Origin of the sequence: Streptomyces sp. NPDC058086, assembly GCF_042885015.1 — a bacterium.
Taxonomy (GTDB): Bacteria; Actinomycetota; Actinomycetes; order Streptomycetales; family Streptomycetaceae; genus Streptomyces.
Window position 1 is genome coordinate 1 of the sequence record NZ_JBHVST010000279.1, and the last position, 1,775, is coordinate 1,775.

A 1,775-nucleotide genomic window follows, 5' to 3' on the forward strand; every position below is an offset into this window, starting at 1 on the left:
ATGACTCTGTTGGTGATCTTGTGGAGGGCTGACAGGTCGTCTGTTTAGCGCTTTCCTGGTGGTAGCGGGGCGGCTCCGGGTGGAGGAGCGGAGATGTCCATGCAGCCCAAGAGCTACCAGCGGATACCCGCACGGACGGTGTTGACCGCGTGGGCGGCCTGTCCGAAGGGCACGCCGGCGATGCTGATACGGGACCGGCTGGATGTGCTCTTCGAGGACGAGGAGTTCGCAGAGCTGTACCCAAAGGACGGCCGTCCCGCGCTCTCGCCGGGGCAGTTGGCGCTGGTCTCGGTGCTGCAGTTCGCGGAGAACCTCTCGGACCGCGCGGCCGCGAACGCGGTCCGTACCAGGATCGACTGGAAGTACGCCCTGGGCCTGGAGTTGGAGGATCCCGGCTTCGACCACTCGGTGCTGTGCGAGTTCCGGGCCCGGCTGGCCCAGGACGGCGCGGCCGACCGGCTGTTGCAGGTGATGCTGCACCGGCTGACCGAGGCCGGGTTGTTGAAGTCTGGTGGATGCCAGCGCACCGACGCGACCCATGTGCTGGCGGCGGTACGCAGGCTCAGCCGCCTGGAGCTGGTCGGCGAGAGCCTGCGGGCGGCCCTGGAGCAGCTCGCCCAACAAGCCCCGCAATGGCTGCTGGCGCTGGTGGAACCGGAATGGGACAAGCGCTACGGGCGCAAGGTGGAGATCGGCAAGGTCCCCGGCGGGAAGAATGGGGTGACCGCGCTCGCCGAGGTCTTTGGCCGGGACGGGCAGAAGGTCCTCGCCGCCGCGTGGGCGCCGGACGCCCCGCCCCGGCTGCGGACGTTGCCGCAGGTGGAGATCCTGCGGCGGGTCTGGGTCCACCACTACTTCTGGGACGCCGACGGGCAGCTGCGCTGGCGTGACGGCCATGCCTTGCCGCCCGCCTCGCTGCGGTTCGATTCCCCGTACGACACCGACGCGCACTACTGCGTCAAACGGGACACCGCCTGGTCCGGGTATCGGACCCATTTCACCGAGACGTGCACGGCCGACCGGCCGGAGGTGGTCGTGCACGTGGCGACCACGATCGCCCCGGTCCAGGACGGCGCGCTCACCGAGAAGATCCACGACGATCTCGGCACCGCCGGCCTGGCCCCGGCCGAGCACGTGGTCGACGCCGCCTACGTCACCCCCTCCAAGATCCAACGCGCGCGGCGGATACACGGCATCACCCTGCTCGGCCCACTCGTGCCCGACCACAGCCGCCAGGCCCAGCACGGGGACGGCTTCGGCAAGGACGCCTTCACCATCGACTGGGAGAACCAGCAGGCCACGTGCCCGCGCGGCCACCTCAGCCGGGAATGGCGACCCCTGCGCGTCACCGGGCACGACTACATCCAGATCAAGTTCGACAAGGCCACCTGCCTGACCTGCCCCGACCGCAGCCCATGCACCAGCTCCGCCACCGGGCCGCGCTCGATCGCCCTGCAGCCCACCCGCGAACTCCACGAGATCCAACTGCACAACCGCCTCGACCAGCACACCGAGAACTGGCAGCGGCGCTACGCGATCCGCGCCGGTATCGAGGCCACACTCTCCCAGAACGTCCGCACCTGCGGCCTGCGCCGAACCCGCTACCGCGGCCTGCCCAAAACGCACACCGGGCACGTCCTGACCGCACTGGCCTGCAACGTCACCCGCATCGCCGACTGGATCACCGAACCGACCCGGCCCGGGCGAGCGCCCAGTCACTTCCATGCCCTCTGCACCGCCACCAGCTGACCCCTGCAAGATCACCAACAGAGTCA

1 protein-coding gene is annotated in these 1,775 nt (G+C 69.4%); it reads left to right on the forward strand.

The window, feature by feature from the left end; genetic code table 11:
• The first annotated feature begins 93 nt into the window (after positions 1-93).
• On the forward strand, positions 94-1,749 hold the full coding sequence (locus ACFVWD_RS58220; protein WP_389607282.1) for an IS1182 family transposase: 1,656 nt from the start codon (positions 94-96) through the stop codon (positions 1,747-1,749).
• The last annotated feature ends 26 nt before the right edge of the window (positions 1,750-1,775 follow it).